The 21711-nt window shown below is 41.6% G+C and carries 18 protein-coding genes; 5 read left to right on the plus strand and 13 right to left on the minus strand.

Annotated elements, in window-relative coordinates:
- The 12 genes from PESP_RS18515 to PESP_RS18570 form a co-directional block, all read right to left on the minus strand.
- Positions 1–585: a hypothetical protein gene (locus PESP_RS18515; RefSeq protein WP_089349492.1), complete on the minus strand. Its 585-nt coding sequence runs from the start codon at positions 583–585 to the stop codon at positions 1–3.
- On the minus strand, positions 582–1778 hold the full coding sequence (locus PESP_RS18520) for a DUF3500 domain-containing protein (protein ID WP_245852315.1): 1197 nt from the start codon (positions 1776–1778) through the stop codon (positions 582–584). Before PESP_RS18520 ends, PESP_RS18515 begins: the two co-directional genes overlap by 4 nt.
- A 214-nt stretch (positions 1779–1992) precedes the next feature.
- On the minus strand, positions 1993–4926 hold the full coding sequence (locus PESP_RS18525; protein WP_089349493.1) for a TonB-dependent receptor: 2934 nt from the start codon (positions 4924–4926) through the stop codon (positions 1993–1995).
- 68 nt (positions 4927–4994) lie between these two features.
- Positions 4995–7655, minus strand: coding sequence for a glycoside hydrolase family 16 protein (locus tag PESP_RS18530; RefSeq protein WP_089349494.1), 2661 nt, complete (start codon positions 7653–7655; stop codon positions 4995–4997).
- 405 nt (positions 7656–8060) lie between these two features.
- Positions 8061–8852, minus strand: a complete 792-nt coding sequence (locus tag PESP_RS18535; RefSeq protein ID WP_089349495.1) for a sterol desaturase family protein — start codon at positions 8850–8852, stop codon at positions 8061–8063.
- A complete protein-coding gene (locus PESP_RS18540) occupies positions 8845–9489 on the minus strand; it encodes a CDP-alcohol phosphatidyltransferase family protein (RefSeq protein ID WP_058553062.1) in 645 nt (214 codons plus the stop codon). The genes PESP_RS18535 and PESP_RS18540 overlap by 8 nt, the downstream gene beginning before the upstream one ends.
- 27 nt (positions 9490–9516) lie before the next feature.
- Positions 9517–10155, minus strand: a complete 639-nt coding sequence (locus PESP_RS18545; protein ID WP_089349496.1) for an ATP-binding cassette domain-containing protein — start codon at positions 10153–10155, stop codon at positions 9517–9519.
- Positions 10156–10177: 22 nt separating this feature from the next.
- Positions 10178–11932: an ABC transporter permease gene (locus PESP_RS18550; protein WP_089349497.1), complete on the minus strand. Its 1755-nt coding sequence runs from the start codon at positions 11930–11932 to the stop codon at positions 10178–10180.
- Positions 11929–13206, minus strand: coding sequence for an ABC transporter substrate-binding protein (locus PESP_RS18555; protein ID WP_089349498.1), 1278 nt, complete (start codon positions 13204–13206; stop codon positions 11929–11931). The genes PESP_RS18550 and PESP_RS18555 overlap by 4 nt, the downstream gene beginning before the upstream one ends.
- Positions 13193–14011, minus strand: a complete 819-nt coding sequence (locus PESP_RS18560) for a DUF547 domain-containing protein (protein ID WP_089349499.1) — start codon at positions 14009–14011, stop codon at positions 13193–13195. The genes PESP_RS18555 and PESP_RS18560 overlap by 14 nt, the downstream gene beginning before the upstream one ends.
- A gap of 1 nt (position 14012) precedes the next feature.
- Positions 14013–16166 (minus strand): FAD-dependent oxidoreductase, encoded by a 2154-nt coding sequence (locus tag PESP_RS18565; RefSeq protein ID WP_089349500.1) that lies wholly within the window; start codon positions 16164–16166, stop codon positions 14013–14015.
- Between the two features lie 19 nt (positions 16167–16185).
- Positions 16186–18540, minus strand: coding sequence for a TonB-dependent receptor (locus tag PESP_RS18570; protein WP_089349501.1), 2355 nt, complete (start codon positions 18538–18540; stop codon positions 16186–16188).
- 322 nt (positions 18541–18862) lie between these two features.
- On the opposite strand from PESP_RS18570, the gene PESP_RS18575 reads away from it, so the two are divergent.
- Positions 18863–19276, plus strand: coding sequence for a hypothetical protein (locus PESP_RS18575; protein ID WP_089349502.1), 414 nt, complete (start codon positions 18863–18865; stop codon positions 19274–19276).
- 83 nt (positions 19277–19359) lie between these two features.
- Here PESP_RS18575 and PESP_RS18580 read toward each other — a convergent pair whose 3' ends face one another.
- Positions 19360–19785, minus strand: a complete 426-nt coding sequence (locus PESP_RS18580) for a hemerythrin domain-containing protein (RefSeq protein WP_089349503.1) — start codon at positions 19783–19785, stop codon at positions 19360–19362.
- Positions 19786–20208: 423 nt separating this feature from the next.
- On the opposite strand from PESP_RS18580, the gene PESP_RS20660 reads away from it, so the two are divergent.
- The 4 genes from PESP_RS20660 (at position 20209) to PESP_RS18600 (ending at position 21656) form a co-directional block, all read left to right on the plus strand.
- Positions 20209–20355: a hypothetical protein gene (locus PESP_RS20660; protein WP_245852317.1), complete on the plus strand. Its 147-nt coding sequence runs from the start codon at positions 20209–20211 to the stop codon at positions 20353–20355.
- 56 nt (positions 20356–20411) lie between these two features.
- On the plus strand, positions 20412–20669 hold the full coding sequence (locus tag PESP_RS18590; protein ID WP_089349505.1) for a putative periplasmic lipoprotein: 258 nt from the start codon (positions 20412–20414) through the stop codon (positions 20667–20669).
- 10 nt (positions 20670–20679) lie between these two features.
- Positions 20680–20898, plus strand: coding sequence for a DUF6500 family protein (locus tag PESP_RS18595; protein ID WP_089349506.1), 219 nt, complete (start codon positions 20680–20682; stop codon positions 20896–20898).
- 530 nt (positions 20899–21428) lie between these two features.
- On the plus strand, positions 21429–21656 hold the full coding sequence (locus PESP_RS18600) for a hypothetical protein (protein ID WP_245852321.1): 228 nt from the start codon (positions 21429–21431) through the stop codon (positions 21654–21656).
- The last annotated feature ends 55 nt before the right edge of the window (positions 21657–21711 follow it).

Below are 21711 nucleotides of genomic sequence, written 5' to 3' on the forward strand. Positions count from 1 at the left end.
CTATAGGCTTGTTGCTTTACTGCGTAGCTTTAATACATAACCGACGGGCTCGCCTTGTGGTTTTTTGTAACTAAAACTAGTTAGTTTTACTAAAGCGCTATCGCTTTTTTGCCAGTAAACAATTGCTCTGTGATTACGCACTTCATGCATAATTACATCGTAATGTAAGCTAATGGGGAGTAGTTCACTCCGGTTATTAAGTGGTGCTGAAAGCTCAATACGCACGGAGCGATAAAACCCAACGTGAGAGTTATGCACTAAATTAATTTCAGCATGGTTAAGCGTAATTGGTAAAGCTTGAGTATCGCTTATCAATGCCATATGGCTGTGTAAATAATCGTTTAGTTTATTAAGTACTTTAGCCTGTAAAGGCTCATCTATTTGTGCGCCATCAAGTGAAGAGAGCACTGGCGCGGCTATAATTAAGTCCTCAAGGGCAAAGCTTAACTTTAAACCAAGAGTATTATTTGGCTGCTCAGTTAATGTTAGCTCACTGCCTGGCAGCGCATGTGCATTAGCAAATTTAGTGCTTAGTAAAACACATAAGGCGAGTGCTAAGACTCGCATTATAGGGTTTTTAATCATTGTGTTTGGCCGCCGTAGTCATCGGTTTTATCTCGCCATACAGAGTGTGGGTGATTCCCCTCTTCGTTAGTTGATTTATTCGATTGCAACGAAAATTCAATCCAAATAGAAGGGCCGTCTACTCTTACGTAATCATCTTCGCTATTTAGTGCGGTTGTACCTGAAAAACCAATGACGGTATCGGCCATCTCTGAGGCGTACTTATCCATGTACTGTTTGGCATCTGTGGCATTAATATCTTCTACATAGGTGGCTATTGCTTTCATTAGTAATGCTTTTTGTGTGTTATTAAGCTTATTGACACTTAAGCCTTCTTGCTCGGTTGGTATGGCGTCGTCAGCTTGTGGGCCTGCAATTATATCTCTGTATGTGCCTACAAGCGTGGCGGCTTTTTGCTGTTCAGGGGTTAAGCTTTTAAGAAACGCTGCAAAGGTATCTCTTTCTTGGAGTAAAGGGGCGTTTGTTTTACCGTTCATATCAAATGGATGAAATGGCTCTATACCTCTAAAAGACGGAGTTGCACCAATTAATTTGCCATCACTATAGGTGTTTGAAAACGCAAAATGATGGCCGCCATAATAAAGCTGCCAAGTACCTATTTTTGCAGGAGTGCCTAAAAAAGCAAGTTTAGAATTAAACGATGAGTAGCCCGCTTTATAGTCATCACTAATTGTTCCAATGTAGTCATCAGCATTTAGTGTTTGTAGCATTTCATCAAAGCCTTCGTTATCTTTAAGGCCTGCAGCTTCCATTAAAATAGCTTTAACAACGCCGCGCTGCTCTACCTTAAGCTCGCCTAAAAACACGCCAGGGCGTGCAGGAAAAGCCCCAGCGGGTAAGTTACTCCAATTTTTTGCTTGTTCTAATGAGTAATCTAATTGCATATGCGCTAAGTTTTTATCACTAACCCCCGATTTGAGCAGGTCAATTAAGCATAATAAACGTGTAACACCCGGATCATCACCACAAGTATCAACCGACTCTGGAATGGCAATAGTCCCCATTAGCGTGCTGGTATCACCAAGGCGACCTTGTATTATTTTGCTTAAAGCGGCATCTTTTGCAGAAAGTTGAGGTGGCCCTTTATGTTGCTCGTCGTGCTGCGGCTCTGCGCTAAGTTGGGTACTTGCAAATGCACTTGCAAGCCCAAGTGCAACGAGTTTAAATAGGTTACTGTGCTTATTTTTGATCATGTTGTCACCAGGCTGCTTTTAAATTGATTCATAAATGAGTAAGGCAAGTTAGGCCTAACCGTAAACGTTAATACCAGTATTACACATCAGCATGAATATAATATTTAGTTAGATCAAATAAGTGTTATTTATTTTTAAGAATGAACGATTTATTTAAAAACAAAAAAAGCCGCTTGTTGTAACAAGCGGCTTAACTTTCTAACTAGGGTTTAGTTTAAAATGTGTAACGGGCACCCACTGAATAACGAGGGCCGTACTGATTAGCAAATAAAAATTGCTCTTCGTAACGGCCGTAGCCTTCTTCGGTGGCATTATTTAAGTTTATGCCATCAAAAAATACAGTTACGTTCTCGTTTACATCGTAGTTAACGCTCATATCCCATTGGCCGTAGGCTTTAGCATATTGCGGTGGCGCATCGGCTGAGCCTTGTGCTTGGCCTACACCAATTAGGTACGAGTCGCGCCATGCGTAAGTAATTTTAATTGATAGGCCGTCTTTTTCGTAAAAGCCTTGGAAGTTAGCAGAGTCACTTAAACCTGTAAGCGGAGCTTGTTGATCAAGGCTTTCGCTATCAAATTCAACGTCGCCATCTACAAACGTGGCATTAACACCTACACCAAAGCCGGTTTCGCCAATTAAGTGCTGAACAGCCACTTCAAAACCATCTACCGATTTACTGTCGGTGTTTTGTGGTTGGCTTATGTTCCATACCATAAGTGGGTCATCGCTATTTGGCTCAATGACGCCATTCGCATTGCCGTAACCGTTGCTGATCATTTGTGCAAAAATAGCGTCGGTGGTTGCTTGCTCGCCGCGCGATTCAATATCGCTCACTGCTTGTGAGTAACGTGGGCCATTTAAAATGTCGTATAGACCATCAATTGTGGTTTGCGTAATAGTGGTTTGAATAAAGTTATCTACGTCTTTTTTAAAGTAACCAACAGAGGCATAGCTGCCCTCTGCGTAGTAATACTCTAGTGATAAGTCGAGGTTGGTTGATTCAAACGGCAGTAAGTTTGTATTACCTTGGCTACCGGTACGCGAGCCAGGTTTTGGGCTACCAGTTAAGCTACGGCCACCGGCTAAATCACCCAGTGGTGCACGCGACATAGTTTTACCCCACGAAACACGGGCTACTACGTCTTCGGTTAAATCAACACTTACATCGATTGACGGTAATAATATGTCGTAATCGCCTTGTTGCTCTAAAAAGTTATCTTCACCGCCAGCCGCGTATTGCATAATCCACTCTGAGGCGCTGATCCAATTAACTTGCTCTTCAACACGTTGGCGTACTGTGCTGGTAACATCTGTTTGCTCGTAGCGTAGGCCTGCGTTTACTTTTACATAGTAGTCGCTTACATCAAATTCCCAGCTTGATTGAATATAAAAGCTGTTTGTGATTTCTTCTACGTAGCTTTCGCTGTCAATACCATCCATGTAAGCATTGGCTGCGTATGCATCGCCACCGGTTACATCAGAGGTAAGATAGGCCATTTGGCGTGCTACGGCTTCGTCAAAATCGTAGGTGTAGTAGTAACCTGGTTGTAAATCGCTGCCGCCGCCATCAAATTGATCTAAAAGGCCCGACGTATCGTGGCGAGTAAACATACTATCTGGGAATATTTCTGTGTACGATGGGTTAAAACCAGGGCCGCCCACTAAGCCACTCCATGCAGTATAGCCGCCGGTGTTTTGTTCAGTGCGTGATGCGCCAAATTTAACTTTAACTAGGCCAATATCGTAGTTTTCGTTGTACCATGTAGTATGTAGTTGTAACTGTTCAATGTTAGATTCACCCGGCGAGTGCGTAAATTGGCTAAAGTTAGAATCAATTTCGCCTGGCGTTAATTCGCTTGTGCCATTTAACCAGTTAACTTGTGCACTTGGAATTTCGCCTGTGCGGTAATCGTAAATTTTATTAGCAAGCTGATCAGAGCCTAAAATAACTTGGCCTGTACTACCTAGTCCGCTGTCGGCACCGTTGTCGGTTTCGTTTTTAGAGTCATGGTAATCAAGCTCTACGTGCCATGTGTCGTTTATTTCCCACTCTAGGTTTAAACCAATAGAGCGGGCTTCTACTTCTGTAGTGCCTTTGTTAGCTGTAAAAGAGGCATCGTTACCGCTAATATCGGCATAAACGGCTGTGCCATTTTCATCAAGCTCGTAGCCATTAATATTGCTACCAAAGTCGTTCCAAATACCCCAACCAATACTTTCAGAGCCCGTTACTGCTTTACTTGCTGTGTAATCAAGTGTGGCTACAAAGCCATCGGTTGGCTCATATTGAAAAGTAACTTGGCCGTTTGTACGTTCACGTTCTACATCTTCAATAGAGTAGTTCATGTCTTTAGGGAAGTAGTAGTTACCAGTTGGGTCTGTACGGTTATCAACTACGTTACTGCTGTCTAATTCGGGTAAATCTACATTGGCTTGCCAACCTTGAATATTGGCACGTTGTTTTTGAAAGTCACGTTCTTGATGTGAAAACGAAAAACCAAAACCAAATCTGTCATCTGCAAAGGTGTTGCTATAAACTGCCGAAAGCTCAGGGGTTACATCATCGCCAGCTTCGTTAGACGAGTCGTGATTTGCTTTAATAGTTGCTGAAAAGTTTTGACCTGGCTTTTGAAAAGGGCGCGCAGTAGAAATGTTTACCGTAGCACCTAAACCACCGCTAGGTACATCGGCGCGGGCTGTTTTAAATACTTCTAGTGCACTCACGCCTTCAGAGGCAATGTTTTCAAGGTTGTACGAGCGTGTATAACCTGTGCCTGGCATTTGGCGGCCGTTTAGCGTAATTAAGTTAAACTCTGGGCCAAAACCACGTACTGTAATTTGGCTACCTTCACCGTTTGCACGACTCACCGATACACCGGTAATACGCTGTAATGATTCTGCTAAGTTGGTGTCTGGAAATTTACCCATTTCTTCAGCTGAAATGGCATCTACCACGCCTGATGAGTCGCGCTTCATATCCATAGAACGAATAAGTGAACCACGAATACCTTTTACTTCAATAACTTCTACATCAGGAGATGCTGCTGTGTCTGCTTCGGCGGCAATAGCCGTATTTAACGTGCTCGCAGCAATGATAAGAGACACAGAAGCCGCAAGTTGGCTCTTTTTAAAATTGAATGTGTTCATAATAGCTCTGCTTTATAAAATGTTGTTGTGTAGCAATAGGCGCTTAGCGCCTATTGTAGTGTGTGTTTTTATGGGTTAGCAATTACCACGTTATCTAGACGGTATAGTGCGCCGTCGCCCATATCCCAGCTAGGAAAAACCATAATTACGTTTAATGCGCTAATATCTAAGCCTGCATCAAATAACTGCTGAATAGGGAAGGTGTATGTTTGCCACTCGCCTGTAACCGGTGTTTGCCCTTCAACGCTTTGATTTAATGCCAGCTCAACAGCACTTGATGCGCCAATTGATTCAATTTTAAATAACCATTGTGCATCAACGTTTGAGGGTGCAGAGACTACTTTCATATCAAATTGTACAACACCATTTTCTAATAAGGCAGATGCATCAAACGATACGTCTTCATCGGCTAAAAAGCCCATTACAGTAGGGGTAGCCCCAATGCTAAATTGAGCCACAGCGCCGTGCTGATCATCATCGGTTTCTGTAGTTGGTGTAGAGCCACCACAACAATCCCAAATGCTCCACTGATCGGCTACTGTATCTGTAAATACGTTAAGCTCACCTGAGGCAACTGGCGTTGCATTAGGGTTGTAAATTTTAACGTTATCGACACGGTAAACCGCGCCTTCACCTGCGCCCCATGCCGGAAAAATCATAAGTACGTCAATAGTGCTTACATCAAGGCCTGCCCCCGCGAGATCTGATAACTTAAACGTATAGGTTTGCCACTCGCCTGTAACTGGCGCTACACCTTCAACACTTTGTGTTAGTTCAAGCTCTGCAAACGATGTTGCGCCATTTGCTTCTACTTTAAATAACCACGGGGTAGCAGGGTCGCTAGGGGTAGACGTTACTTTTAAATCAAATTGTATAACGCCTTCATCTAAAATGCTGCTTGCATCAAACGATTCAGCAGCACCACCTGCTTCAGTGCGGCTGTTAAAACCCATTACTGTAGGCTCTGCACCAATGCTAAACTCGGCAGTTAAACCGTGTTCTTCATCGTCCATTGTTTCAACAGGTGTTGAGCCGCCACAACAATCCCACATTGGCCATGCTAGGTTTTGCTCATCTTCAAAAATAGTCAGCTCGGGTGATGCGCCTATGTTGTCTTGTGTAATTTCAACATCATCAATTAAAAAGGTTGCACCTTCGCCCGTGCCCCACTCAGGAAATACCATAAGTACGTCAATTGAACTTACATCCAAATCTAAGTCAGCCAGATCTGAAAGTAAAAATGTATAGGTTTGCCATTGGCCTACAACAGGTGCTTGGCCTTCAACACTATTTGGAAGCGGCATATCTGCATCGGTTGAGGCTTCTGTGCTTTCAAGTTTTACAAACCATGTAGTATCAGGCACGCTTGGTGCGCTTGTTACTTTCATTTTAAAGCGTACGTAGCCTTCTTCTAACATAGGTGATGCATCAAATGGCGTTGCAGCACCGTTTTCATCAGTAATAAACGCATCGCGGCTAATAAAACCAACCACTGTAGGCTCACTGCCTATTGTAAATTCAACAACGTCGCCTTGCTCTTCATCACTTACAATTGCAGGTGTAGAGCCACCACAACAATCCCATGCTGGCCAGTTAGGGTTAAAGCTATCGCCAAAAATAGTTAAAGGGGTAGCAATACCGGTAGATGGCGGGCTAGGAATAGGCGCGTCACCTTCAAGAAGGGCATCGTCTAGGCTATCGTAACCTGGGCGAATAGTTTCACAGCCTTTGCCGGTATCTGGGTTAGATGCACATTGATAAACGCGTACGTAATCAATTGCAAACGTTTGGCCGTTTTCAAATGCGCTGGCATCTACACCTAACTCGTTTACGTTTTCTGGCCAGTCGCCACCTACTGCTAGGTTTAATAATAGGTGAAAGTCTTTATCGTAAGGTGCGCTATCCCAATGAGTTTCAAGCTCGCCAGAACCTTGTTCAAAATACTCTGCAAACCAACCACGGTGAGCAAGGCCTACCGCTTCGCCATTAGCATTCGTGCGTACTTCTGATTGGCGCTGCGTTGCATATAAGTAGCCATCTACGTACCAGCGAATTTCGCCTTCTTGCCATTCAATGGCGTAGGTATGAAAGTCATCGGCTGGGTTAGTATCTTCAGGGAATTTGTATTCTTGGCCCGTGTAGCTGTTATCTGGCCATGCGCGGCCATAGTGCAAAGTGCCATGAATGCTTGATTCAATACCGCCATCTTCATCAGCGGTTTTAAGGTTTACAGACTCTAAAACATCAATCTCGCCAGAGCGTGGCCATGTGCCGTATTCTTCATCGGTTGGTAGCATCCAAAATGCTGGCCAACTGCCTTGCCCCGAAGGTAGCTTTGCACGTACTTCAAAGCGGCCATAAGTAAAGTCAGCATTGTAACGGGTGTTTAGACGCGCAGACGTGTATGGCTTTTCAGCGCCATCTTCTGCGGGTAGGGCAACAATATTAAGCACACCGTCGGCAATAAAAGCATTTTGTTCGCTGTCGGTGTAACATTGTTTTTCGTTATTACCACCGCCGTCGCAATTTAGCTCAAAGTTCCATTTGTTAGTATCAATGGCAGAGCCGTCAAATTCGTCGCTCCATACCATTTGCCAATCTGAAACTGGCTCAGAAGCGTCAATATTTTCAAAATTAGATGTTGTGGCTGAGTCGCCACCACAGCCTGCTAAAGATGCTAATGAAATAGCAGCCAGTAAGCGAGCAATGTGTGTTTTTTCAATGTTCATAGCTGAACCCCGGTTTCACAGATTGTTGTCAGAATGTGTGTTTATACTTATTTAAAAGAACTCTATTTATTCATTGTAAGCGCTTACATTTTATATGTGTTTTTGTAAGCGCTTACAAATAATATTGTGCAGCAAGTGAATGGTCAACATATTTGTTTATTTTATTTACATTTAGTTTACGGTAAGACCAGTTTACCAACTTGGCATTTTTATAAAATAGTATTTAAAATTAGCGGGTTAAAATTTATGAGTCGGTTTTTTAGTTAGCTAATATGCAACATGTTTAAAGCGCGATAAGCTGAGTTAGCGAGTCGCTAACCGGGTGTTTAATAGGTACATTTATAAGATTATAACGCGTTATTTTACCAGCTTACGGCGTCTAAGCTGGTAATGTATAGCCATAGGCTACTTATTTTTAAAGGGCATTATTAGCAAACCCCAAAGTGAGGCATTTTGTTTTTGGCTTGGGTATTCTTTTAAGCCTATATCTATGTCGTTATCGGCTTTTTGCGCTTCATTTTTGTAACTGCCAAACAGTTTGTCCCACCATATAACGCTAAACCCGTAATTTGAATTGGTTTCGCTCACGCGTTGGCTATGATGAATACGATGCAGTATTTGGGTCATTAAAATTAATCGAAGCGGTTTTTCTATTGCATTTGGCAAGCGAATATTCGCATGGTTAAACAGCGCTAAACCGTTAAGTGCAATTTCAAATATTAATACTGCAATGGCGGGTACACCTAAAGCGGTAACGGCAATGAGCTTTATAAGAATGCTAAGTACAATTTCGATAGGATGAAAACGCAGACCTGTACTGGTATCTACATGGGCATCGGCGTGGTGTACACGGTGCAAGCGCCACAAAATAGGCACGTTATGAAATAACCTATGCTGCCAATAAATAAGTATATCAAGCAGTAACATGCTTAAAATAATAGCAACAATACTTGGTGTGGCTATTTGATTAAATAAACCAATACCGTGCTCTTGGTTATAAAGCGCTACGGCGGTTAAGCCTATGGGCACACTTAAGCGAGCAATTAGTGATGAAGCAAACACGAGTCCAAAATTAGCAAACCATCGGGTGTTACTTTTTATAGGCGATTTGCGTGCGGGCATTCGTGATTCTAGCAGCATCATAATAACCAAAATGCTAAAAAAGAACCCTAAACGCCACCAAATTTCATTACTCATTAGCTTGTGTAACCTCATCAGCTTCTTGGAGTTTTAACGTGTTATAACCACCATGTATACGTGTAAAAATAGTAATAGCGCACGCAGTGGCAAAAATACTCGCCATTATGGCAAAGTGCTGCGGCCAAATACAAAAGGCGATAAACAGCGCTATGGTTTCTGTGCCTTCGGTTAAACCATTTAAATAGTAAAAGCTTTTGTATTTAAACTGGGGTTTTTCGAGCTTAAATTTTTCGGCGGCTATGGCAAAGGCCAAAAAGCTTGAGCCTGTGCCTATAAAGGTGGCCAGTAATATGCTACCGGCAATGGCGTTTTGCTCGGGGTTTGCCAAAATAAAGCCAAGCGGAATTGCCGCGTAAAATAAAAAGTCGAGGGTAATATCTAAAAAACCGCCAGCGCTTGAACTTAAATTTGCATGGCGTGCCAGTGCGCCATCTAGCCCATCTAAAATACGATTTAATGCAATAGCCGTTAACGCTGCGTACCACATTTCAAACGCAATTAATGGCACAGCTAATAGCCCTATTAAAAAACCGACCACAGTGAGTTGGTCGGGCGTTATACCGCGCTTGTGCATTAACGCTACAACAGGGGTTAACAATGGCTTTATTACCGGGGTGATGTATTTGTCTAACATGCTTAGTGCCTTGTGCTTTTTGTGCGTTTATTTGGCTAAATTTAAGGTGATCAGATTGCCGTTTGCGGCCTCTGCATCGCTATGATCGTGGGTTACCATAATAGCGGGCAGTTTATGCTCACGTATTTGGCTAAATACCAGCTCGCGGGTATCTACTCTTAATTGGGTATCGAGCTTGCTAAATGGCTCATCAAGCAAAATAGCTTTTGGCTCGCTTAATAGCATACGCAGTAAAGCAACGCGTGCTTGTTGCCCACCAGAGAGGTTGTCAGGGTGGCGATTAGCCATGCCTTTTAATCCCACTTGTTCAAGCGCTTGCTCTATTTTTCCAAGGCGCTGTTTTTTATTGCCTTTAGGCATAGCAAAAGCAATGTTACCGCTTACCGATAAATGCGAAAATAATAACGCATCTTGATAAAGCACACCTATGTGGCGTAAATGAGCAGGCAAGTTATTAATATTTTCACCGTTAAGCCACACTTCGCCACTTGCGTTAAAGCCACTGGGTAATGTGCCGGTAAGCCAATTTAATAAACTTGATTTACCACTGCCTGATGGCCCCATAATAGTGAGTATTTCGCCGCCTTTTACCTGCTCGTTTAAGCTTAGCAATTGCTCGTGGTGACGATAAAGCTCACAATTTTTAATCTCTAAAGATGACTGCATTAAAAACCTTTTAATTTATGGGTTAGCGATGTGCGCTTTTAAAAAAGTACTTAGGTAAAACCCACGCCAGTATAAAGCCAATGAGTGGCAATGCCATTTGCATAATGGCATACACAGCACTGGTGCGCCTACTTGCGCCATTAGCAAGGGTAACCGCTTCGGTTGTTATGGTTGCTATACGCCCGCCACCGGCTAAAAGTGTAGGTAAATATTGGCCAAAACTAATGGCCAAACCAAGTGCGGCCGCAATTAAAATAGGGGCAAATAACTGGGGTAATTTTACGTGTAAAAACACTTTGCAGGGTGTTGCGCCAAGGCTTGCTGCTACATGAGCAAAGCGAGGGTCTAATCGTCTATAACTGCTCGCAAGCGATAAAAACACATACGGTAATACAAACAATAAATGGGTAAATACCACATTAAAAAACGCGGCCTGGTTATTTACAAGTTGTTGCAGCCACACTAGGCCAAATAAAAACGCAATACTTGGTACAAGCAGCGGTAAATAAATAATTAAGCTGGTAAAGCGCGACATGGGTTTTGCACTTAACTGCTCTGACTCTAGGCACAAAAGCGTAATAATAATGGCAAATAACGTAGTAACTAGCCCTATAGCAAGGGTATTAAAAAGCGGGTTTTGCATTTGCATGAGCGCACTTTTAAAGTGAAGTAGCGTGAGCTGATCGGGCAGTGCCGCCGGAAAACGCCAAAATCCGGCAACCGACCACATAATTAAGCCAATTAATGAAAGCAAAATAAAGCCAATTACAAATACCGTTAATACGGTTGTTATTTTTTGCCAATAAACACCGCCATATTCTCGCTCGCCATTGGTGAGTAAATCACTAAATAATGCTTTTATGGTTTTTTCACCGCCAAGCCAAAGAGCGAGTAAACCACCAGTAAGTATAAGCTGCAATAATGCCCCTGCAGAGGCTTTAATACGAAGGTTTAAATCTACATCGTTAAACCAGTGCATAATAGCGACAGCTAAGGTAGGTGGTGTATTTGGCCCCAAAATAAGTGGCATTTCTACACTTGCACTGGCATAAGCCAATACGGCTAAAATGGGTAGGCGCAGTAATGGATAAAGGCTTGGCAGTATCACTTTAAAAAAAGCAGTCATAGGGCAGTAGCCTAAATTAAGCGCTACTTTATGTTGTTGGCGCAGCTTTTTGCCAAGCTCAGGTTGGGCAAGTACACCTAGCGCCATTAACAGTAAAAAAGGCAGCTCTTTAAGGGTTAAGCCTAAAATTATACTAATACCAAACGAGTCATGCGGAAACATACCGTTAGGCGCAAGTTCCCATCCACTAAACCAAGGCGATACTAAACGCGAGATCATACCCGAAGGGGCTATTAAAAAACCAACCGCAATAGCCGCTGCTGCGTGGGGTATTACCAGTATTGGGCTCAGTAACCGTTGAATACGGTTAAGCCACGGGCTATTAAAAAATGCCGCTAAAATCATTAACGTAATGATAAAGGCAAGTAAGGTACTTATTAATCCAGTGCCAACACTTAGCATAACCATGTGTGTAAGGCCGGGTGTTTGCATAAGCATAGTAAAGCCATGTAGGCCAAGTGTTGTATGCTCAAGTACCGGCGCATAACCAAAAGCGGGCAATAGCACGCTAATTAGGCCGCCTATTACCGGCAAAATTAGCAATGCCAGTAAAAAGCGTGGGCTTAATTTAACTAATTTACTAAACATATCGGCGCTTTTATGTGGTTTAAGCGTTGGGCTTGCTGCTAACTTATTTGAAACAACACTCATTGGCTTACTCCAAAACGCGTTTGCCAACCTTGTATAATAGCGTTTACCCAGCTTGGGTGTGGCTCACTTAGCGTGCGTTTAATACTATTTAAAGGCAGTGCGCTTGGATGCGGTTGCATAGTTTTAAATAAAGCCTGTTGTTGTGGTGTTAGCGTTGACTGAATAAGTACGCTTTTATCGCCCCATATAGGCGCTTTTTGTTTTTGAGCTTGCGCCTCTGGGCTCAATAAAAAATTAGCCACTAACTGCGCACTTTGCTGGTGGCTTGCATTATAAGGTATGGCTACAAAGTGGGTGTTACTTAAACTGCCATCTTGCATTGCATAACTGCGAATACTTTTTGGTAAATCATATCGTTTAACGGCGGCAGGTACTTCGGGCGCTGAAAACGTAAACGCTATGCTTAGCTCTGTGTCGCCTATTAAGCGGCGCATTTGTGCACCACTTTGCATAAAATGGCTGCCATCGCGCCAAAGTGTTGGGTGCAGCTTATTTAAAAAGTCCCATAATGGGTTTAATACTTGGGCTGTGTTTTGTGCAGTAGCAGGTTGATTTAACTGCGCTTTAAGTGTTTCATCACTTTGTTGATGTAGCATAACAAGCGCGTATTTTAAAAAGCTCATGCCTAAAAAGTCAGGTGGCTTTGGGTAACTAAAACGCCCCGGGTTTTGTGCGCTCCAGCTAAGTAATTGGTTTAGGGTTGTTGGTAGTGTGTTATTTGCAGTGCCGTCAATTGCTAAACTGTCGTAGTAAAAGGTGAGTGAAGCTTGGCCCCAAGGTGCTTCCATTCCGTTGGTGGGTATTCCAAAATCAAAATTAACAGCGGGGTTATTGCTAGGGTCTGTGTAGCTAAAATTAGGCAACTTATTAGCCCATTGTTTAAGTAATAATGAGTGCTCGCTCATGGTGGCAAAGTTAGCACCGTTTATCCAAATTAAATCTACGCTGCCTCTATCGTTATTGTTTGCTGATTTTTCGGCAAGTACTCGGCTTACTGCCTCGCTGGTATCGCTTAGCTTTACATGTACTAAGTTAATGTTGTATTTGGTTTTTACTTGCTGCGCAGCCCATTGAATATACGCATTTATTTGCGCATCGCCGCCCCACGCATAAAAATATACGCTTTGGTCTTTGCCTAAGCTTTCAACTTGCTGCCAACGGCTTTGTAATTGTGTACTTGCTAGGCTTTTAAAGCTAATAACAAGGCAAATGCAAAACGCGACACAGCAAAAGCTGTATCGCGATAATGTTTGCCAAAATTTATTGGCGAGCATTTAAGTCCCAGTTGTAATCTAAAAATTTCACTTTCATGTCGTTATTTTTAAGCGCTTTTTGCTGAGCGGGTATCAGTTTTAGTGCTTTAGGGTATTGCATAAAAAACTGCTGCAGCGTATTTGCACCTTTAAAGCCTTGTTCAAAATCATCGCCGTACCACTTAAATATTGAAGACACACTTAGCGTGTTATCTTGCGCTATATTACGGGTCATGTCTGATAAAAAACGCACCGTTTGCTCGTGCAATTGGTTTTCTAAATCAGTAGCTGTGTAGGCTTCTTCACGTAGAGCTGGGCAGCCAATACTTGCGCAATTTACAGCAAAGTGAATACGTGGGTCGTTGTATTTACCACTGCCACGTATTAAACCATGCTCTATATTATCAAGGCTGCGAGTTTTACCAAGTAATGGCACAAACTCTTTGCTCCATGGTGAGCTAAAAAAACTGCCTAAATCTTTAATTGATTTAAGACTTGGGTATTTTGTTAATATTAGCTCAACAGTAAAGGCGTTATAAGCGTTGATTAAAAACGCCAGCTGTTTAGGTTTTTCCCATGTATCAAACTCATTTTGCGTAACCGCCGATAGCGAATCTAAATAGGTTTTAAGCTCGCTGTGCTTAGCTTTTATTGCTGAATAATCAACCTCTGTGCTGTGGCCATGATTAATAGCTACAACATGGTTGTTTAATAATGTATTCCAGCTGTCGTGCATGTTTTGAGCGTTGCTTGCAAGCGATGTTGCAAGCGATGTTGCAAGCAACGCAGACCCTAACAATAGCGCTTTAAAAGGTGTTTTAAACATATTAGCCTCTGCGCCATGTGTGGTATTTTTCAAGCATGTTAAGTACTTTCTCAGGTGCATGAGCGCGTTTCCACTCGCCTGCTGCGTACTTGTTACCTTCAGCCCAAGTAGGGTAGCTATGAATTGTACCTAGTATTTTGTTAAGGCCTAACCCGTGTTTCATTGCCAGTACAAACTCAGCTATTAAATCGCCAGCGTGCTCAGATACCACAGTAACACCGAGTATTTTGTCTTTGCCTTTAGGTGTAATTACTTTAATAAAGCCTTTGGTGGCGCTGTCGGTAATGGCGCGGTCTAGCTCTTCAAACTCAAAACGTGTAATTTCGTAGTCTATGCCTTTATCAATAGCGTCTTGCTCGTTTAAGCCAACACGTGCTACTTCTGGGTCAATAAATGTGGTCCACGGAATAACACGGTAATCTACTTTAAACTTTTTAAGATTACCAAATAAGCCATTTACTGCTGCGTACCAGCCCTGATGAGCGGCTACGTGCGTAAACTGATACGGACCTACAATATCGCCCGCGGCAAAAATGTTAGGGTAAAGCGTTTCAAGGTATTCGTTAGTTACTACAGTACGATTAGTTTCAATACCGAGTTCTTCAAGGCCGTAACCTTTAAGGCGAGCGCTTCGGCCCACAGCACATAGTAGCTCATCGTATTCAATATCGATTTCGGTATCATTATGTTTTACCACAATAAATTTTTTGCCATCGCGTGCTTCACAGCGTAGTGCCTGATGCGATGTTAAAATGTTTACGCCGCTTTCGGTTAGGGCTTCGTGAGCAAAGGTAGACACTTCTAAGTCTTCTTTGATCATAATGCGTTCAGCCATTTCAATTTGCGTAACATTTGAGCCTAAACGTGCAAAGCTTTGTGCAAGTTCACTACCAATTGGACCACCGCCAAGTACAACAAGCTTTTTAGGTGCCTCATCTAGCTCTGCAAATTTAGTCCATAATGTATCGCTTGTTACATAGCCTGTTTCTTCAATACCAGGTAATGGCGGTACAAATGGGCGTGCGCCAGTGGCAATAACAATAGTACGGGCGGTTAATGTTTGTGTGCCGCCATCGTTAAGCTTAATTTCTACAGTCCACGGGTCTAATAATTTACCGTAGCCTTTAACTACATCTACGCCTAGGTTTGTGTAGCGCTCAACGCTGTCATGTGGTGCTACGTCGGCAATTACTTTATGTACACGTGCCATTACTTTTTTAAACGAAAACTGCGGTGTCGCGTTTTCAAGGCCGTAGTGTTCACCGTTTCGAATTTGCTCGGCAATTTTAGCGCTTTTAATAACTGCTTTACTTGGCACACACCCATAGTTTAAACAGTCGCCGCCCATTTCGCCGGCTTCAATTAGGGTTACTTTGGCTTTAACCGCTGCTGCAATGTAGCTTGTCACTAAGCCGCCAGCACCTGCGCCAATAACAATCATGTTGCGGTCAAACTTTTTAGGTTTAGTGTAGTTTTTGTATACGCGACGTTTTTTAAACACGTTTAAGATTCCTTTAGCAATAAAAGGGAACACACCCAATAAAGCGAATGATAAAATAAGATCTAACGATAAAATGCCAGATAAGCTTTCAATTTGCGCCAGTTGCGTACCCGCGTTTACAAATACAAATGTACCCGCCAGCATGCCTATTTGGCTTACCCAGTAAAAGGTCCATGCCTTAATTGAGGTAACACCCATTAATAAGTTAATTAAAAAGAACGGAAATACGGGCACTAATCTAAGCGTAAATAAGTAAAAGCCACCTTCTTTTTCAACGCCTGCGTCAATAGCGTCTAAACGCTCAGGAAAACGTTGTTTAATTGTATCGCGCAGTAAGTAACGCGATACTAAAAAGGCAAGCGTAGCACCTACAGTCGAGGCAAAAGAGGCTACAAGTAAGCCCTCAACTAAGCCAAATAACGCACCTGCGGCCAGTGTTAATATAGCCGCACCCGGTAAAGAGAGAGCCGTTACCACTACGTACAGTAAAAAGAAGCCACCAAAAACCAACAATGGTGATTGCTCTTTATATTGGCTAAATTGATCCATCGACCCTTTTAAGCCTTCAAGCGTAAGTAACTGGTGTAAATCAAAGTGAAAGAACAAGCCTATAGCCGCTGCTGCAATCAATACCAAAAATAGTTTTTTAATCATGTTCTCTCTCAAACCGCTCTTAAAAATTATGGGTTAGTGTTAATTTTGCGTTTATTGGCAATTCAGGAAATGCCAATGTTGCGCCAAAGTAACCACCTTCAAATACTGGGCGCCAGTTTTTTTGATTAGTGACGTTGTTTACATCTAATCGCAACTTAGTACTAGGCGTAAAAGCGTAGCTAGTATTAACGTTTAGCGTGTACTGATCACGAATTTTAACTGTTGCTAAAAAGTCTAATGGGTAACTCTTTGTATATAGACCTGAAAAACCCATTTGCCATTTCGAATTAATTGAATAATTTCCATTAAAACTGAACGACTGCTCAGGAATGCCCTGAACCTGGCGGTTTGAAGGTGCAAACGCGGTAAAACTTGGCGCGCCAACGCCCGTACCTGCAATAATATCTGGGCGAGAGTTATCAAATGCATCGATTACTTGAGCAGAATCTTGGCTGCTTGCTGAGTTGTCGTAGCGAGCATCAATATAGCTGTAGCCAGCACTTAGCCAATAAGGGTATGCATCGTAAAATACTTGGCTTTCAAAACCTGTGGTACGAATACCTGTATTGCTGCCATCGCGATTACGTAAACTACGGCGCTGGCTAAATACCGCGCCATCAGCGTACCAGTCGCTGTCGGTTGGGGCATACTTTAAGCCAAACTCGACTAATGTGTTTTCGGTTGCAAAATTTTGTGCGCTAATCGTGTTATCGCCGCCAAGTGATGTACCGCCAGCCATACTGTTTGATGTTGCTTCGTTATAACTTGCTGCACCATAGGTGGTGTAGTCGGCATTTAATTTGTAATTAAAGCTAACTTGGCCAGAATGTAGTGTTTCGTTAATGCTATCGCTTGCGGCAACTTGACCTTGTGGTGCAATAGGGTCGTTTGCTTCTACATCGTAAAAGTCAACGCGGTAACCCACACTAGTATGAAGTTTATCGCCCCAATCTGAGTCTTGCTGAATAGCAAGCCCCGTTTGCCATGAGCGTGAGTCGGTGGTGTCTGATAGGTTAAAGTCGCCGCTGCCATCGTTATCTAAATCGTATTGACCACCAGGCGATACAAATACGCCCGGGCTTAGCTCTACTAAACGTGCTTTTTGCGCATCGGTTAAGGGAATGCGGCGGTTTGAAAGTGGGCCAGTTAAATCAATTGGTAAATCGGCCTCGGTAGTAAATTGGCTATAGCCAAGTACTTTATTATAGCGTACGTCAAAAGCAAAAATTGTTTGTTGGTCGCTATTCCAACGGTAGGTAAGCTCAGTACGGTTTTGCGCTGTATCGGCGCCGTCTATAATTTCTACAAAGCTGTTTTGGGCTATTTCTTCACGCTGTAAATGTTGAAAATACGTAATGTTTTTAAGTGAGGCATTAGCACTTAGCTCGCGCTTATAAATGCTGTGAATTAAATAAGTGGTTGCTTCGTTTTGGTTATCAGGGTCGGTAAGTACGGTGCTGCGATCTATTTTTACTTGCCCAGTAGGCGATACAATAGAACCCGCTGCTGGTACGGTACTTCCATTTGCTTGCACGCCTTGGCCGGTAATATAAAGGCCATCATCAATTAAGGCTTGGGTAGGGCGATTAATACCGGCGTTATCGGTAAATTCAACTTGGTATAGCTCAAAGTTAATATCCCAACTGCTTTTGTCGTCTGGCAAAATTCTAAGGGCAGCAAATAAGCTGTCGCTTTTAGTGCCTGAGTAATCGTAGTAACTGCCTTCATCGAGGTGCTCGTAACTTACTCTAAGGCCAACTTTATCTTTTATAATCGGGGCTGTGTAATCTACTTGGGCACTGTATTGATCCCAACGACCTGCAGAGAGCTTTACCCTACCTTTACTCTCAGTTGTTGAGGCTGCTTTAGAATGTAAGTTTACAAAACCACCATTACGTTGGCTTGAGCCAAATAAAACCGGCGGTGCACCTTTTACTACATCTATTTGTTCTACAGAATTGAACGATAACGGCACACCAAAGCCATTATTACCTGCTTGGCGACGAGTACCATCTTGAAAAAGCTCACCCAGTTGGCCACGAATAGTAGGTAAGCTTGGCGCACCAAAGCCACTTGCAGAGTAAGTGTTTGGGCTTACTGCAAGTACATCTTGTAGGGTTGTAATGTTTAGTTGCTCTATTAGCTCGCTTGAAATAGGCGTTACCGAGCGGGCTATATCTTGCAGTGCTAGGTTATCACCAAAAGGGCCGTCTACAGTGGCATCTTTAACAGAAAGCCCTTGAGATTTAATAGTTTGGCCTGCAACTTCAATACGTTCAATTGAGCCTGATTCTGTTGCAGTTTGCGCCGCATGAGCATAAAAATTAGGTGTTAAGTAAGCGGATATAAAAAGTGCCAAATATGAATGTTTCAAAAGGGGTTCTCATTTTGGTTAGTGTTAATGTGGCAATAAAGACCTGTGGGTTTGTGAATAACTTTCACTAATTATTAATTCTTTTTGTTTTTTAGAACGAAACGTTAAAAGCTTAGCATAGAGGCAAACTTTTAAAGGTTAAGTTGGCACCTTTCTTTTAAGGGTTAAAGCCAGACTTTTAATTATAAAAAGTACTGTACGAAAGTAATGCTGAAATTGGACAGGTAAATGTTTGAAAATATTTTTGTTTTTGTGAAATAAAATTGCTTAAGAGCGGTCTTGCTAGTTTCAACTTTACATTATTTAGTTTTAAGGAAACTTTATGACTAGTACAACAGGTACTGATTTTCAAAATCGTCTGCAATGGTCGCTTTTTTCACTGCGTTTAGGCGTATTTATTGTAATGATTATGTGGACGTTTGATAAGTTTGTTAATCCTGGGCATAGCGCACGTATTTTTGAGCATTTTTATGGGATTAGTGGCTCTACTGATGTTGTTGCTTATGTGCTGGGTGGATTACAACTTATTTTAGTGTTGGCTTTTATGGCGGGTATTAAAAAACGCCTTACATACGGTATTATTTTTGTAATGCATGGCCTATCAACGCTTTCATCTTACAACCAGTATATTGAAGGCTTTAATAACTTACTATTTTTTACAGCGTGGCCAATGTGGGCAGCGTGTTTTGCACTTTACTTATTACGTGACCAAGACGTAAAACTTACTGTTAAATAACCTTTATTTAAAGCAAAAAAAATGGTTATAAGCCATAAGGCTTATAACCAATAAGTACACAAGGGAGTGTATGGAAGTCGGTTTTAATGCATTGCGTCGTTATACTGATCAGCTAGACTCTCTTTTTGCCCTTCGGTTAAAGCTTTACCAGCTAATTGAAATACTTCATGTTCTTCTTCACTTAAATGGTGATGCACTAAATGGTGCAGCTTTTTAGCCGCAACTAACCAAGCAGACGAGCTCATTTCGGTATCTTCAAGTTGTTCAATTAATTCGTCTATTTCATGGTGCTCAGCAACGCTGTGGCGTGCTTTTTCGTGCGTTAAATCATCAAACATAAGTGGGTTATAAAAATAACGCTCTTCAAATTTAGCGTGATCTTCTAATTCTGTTTTAAGCTCGTCCATTAGCTTGTGGCGCTCAGTTGTATCGCCGTGCGTTTGAATAAGTGCATCTACCAATTTACGTTGTTTATCGTGATCGTGACGTAGCGCTTCAAATATATTCATAACTAATCCTTTACTTGCTCTTAAATTGCTTGCAAATGTTAAAGCAAGCTAAGTGCCACTTATTAAATTGTTGAAATTAATAAACTTATATTTATTTGCTTGCTCGTGGAAGTATGTGGCTTGTAAGTTTTACAAGCACGCTTGTGCAATATTTTCAGGCTTTAGCTCTACAGAACCTTACAAATATTTGCTGGCGGTGTTTTTTATTGCAGTGATAAAGTAATAATATTATTTAGGTACAATTTAAAAACATTACCTTATTGACGCTTTAGTGTAAGGGACACAGCTTTGGGGCATAACTAAGAGGACAGTTTAAGGTTGAACACAAAAAGCCCAATAATCGCGTTGCTATTTTGCGCAATATTAAGTGCATGTAGTACAGCGCCGCATTACGGTAACAGTTTATGCAGGGAAAAAGCTGAAATGACTGAGCTAAATGGCACCCAAACAAGCTCAGAGGTTTACAATGAATGTATTAGCGCTCAAATAAAAAAGGATGCTAAAGACGACGCTTTTATTGATGAAATTGCAGTGTTTTTTATTGATTTACTTGTTTTGATAACCGACTAACTAAGCAAACATACAGCAATAATCTAAAGCAAAAGGGTGTATAAAGAGGATTGATTATGAAAGCATTTTTAACTGTATTCTTACTGTGTATATTTTTAACTGGCTGTGCGGCAAATCCTTATGCGGGCTCTGCAAAGTGTATGGAGCAAGCTGATATTGCATACGAAACACAAACACATAAAAATGAGTCATTTAATAATGAATGCAAAGCTGCAAAAGTAAATGTACATAATAAAAAGCTTGAGAATCATGGCGTGTTAGATAGAAGTATTTTGCAAACGCTGGCTCATTTTTTAAATGGGCTTTTTAACTAAAGGAAAAGCAATGAATAAAGCGTTAAGAGCAAAAATTGTTGCTGTGTGCGATAAAAAAATAGCAGCCAAAGGCGAAAATGTAGGGCTTTCTTTTTATGCTTTTTTTGCAAATAAAAACGACAACCCGGAGCTCCTCATGCAAGCCGCAACTTGGTGGATACACACCCATAAATTAGATCACTTTGAAAAAGCGCACAAAATAAAACAAATAATTATTGATGAGAAATAATAAACATAAGTTTAGCATGTAAATTAATATAATATTTATAATAGGCAATGACTTACGATGCTATTTATGAACTTGAAATTATAATACATGAATGCTTCGTTTGAAGTAAGGTAGCTGCCTTGTGATAAAGCCTAAGCAATACTAAATCACACGGGGATACATGCACATTTAATTGATTGAAAACCCAGAGCAAGAATTAATAGAAAACCTTAATAAAAAGTAGATGACTTCAACTTGGCTAATTGGGAAGTAAGTACACGAACGCCTTTAACGGCTCTAATAAAAAACGAGCAAGGTGAGGTAATTGCGGGGCAGCAGCTCGTGCATATGGAAATTGGTTACTATTAGATACATTTAATTTTTAAACCATGCAATTTTATGAATAGTATGGCTATAAAATCCTGTGATTCATGAAGGCTACCCTAAAACGGTTTTGCGATTAAAAAGGATTTAAAAATGAGAAAAAATTTGTATTTACAGTTAAAAATCACAAAGTAAAAATTATTAACTCATGGATAGGGGGTGCTAAATTGTATATTGACGGTGAGCGCCGTGACCATGACTTTACTTTTTTATCGAGTGGTAAAAATGCGCTACTTTCAGTAAATTTAGGTGATTATGGTGTTTTAGAAGTATTTCCAAAATCTGCTCTTATTTCAGTGGAAATGGATGCTTTTTTAGTGAATCAGAATGTAAAACAGCCTGTTTATAGCTCCCACAAACGCTTAAATTTAAAAGAGCAGAGGTTGGCAAAATAAACGTGCAATAAGTGTGCATTAATAATAACTCTGGCCTTTCGCTAATTTTAGAAGA

Source organism: Pseudoalteromonas espejiana DSM 9414, from assembly GCF_002221525.1.
GTDB classification, from domain to species: domain Bacteria; phylum Pseudomonadota; class Gammaproteobacteria; order Enterobacterales; family Alteromonadaceae; genus Pseudoalteromonas; species Pseudoalteromonas espejiana.